The organism is Photorhabdus sp. RM96S (assembly GCF_042879335.1).
Lineage (GTDB): Bacteria > Pseudomonadota > Gammaproteobacteria > Enterobacterales > Enterobacteriaceae > Photorhabdus > Photorhabdus kayaii.
The window spans coordinates 1-222 of sequence record NZ_JBHFKT010000312.1; the positions used below are offsets into that span (position 1 = coordinate 1).

Genomic DNA, 222 nt, shown 5'->3' on the forward strand with positions numbered 1-222 from the left:
ATTCCGCAGCTATATCTGTAATATACTGATTTAAAATCGTTTGTATAAAATTTATGCATTTATTAATTCTTAATTAAAACAACAAATTATGAATGCGGTGCGGAATGTCGGTTTTATACTTCGGTGGCGGGAATGCTCTATTTGAGAAATAGTTTTTAATTGCCCATTAATCGTTTCAATGATAAAACGCTTTGACAACATTATCTTATCCCACTCAGCTTG

1 protein-coding gene is annotated in these 222 nt (G+C 31.5%); it reads right to left on the minus strand.

Annotated elements, in window-relative coordinates:
- Nucleotides 1–69 precede the first annotated feature (69 nt).
- The coding region (locus ACGF49_RS25505; RefSeq protein ID WP_387493652.1) for a transposase at nucleotides 70–222 on the minus strand (153 nt) is incomplete at its 5' end.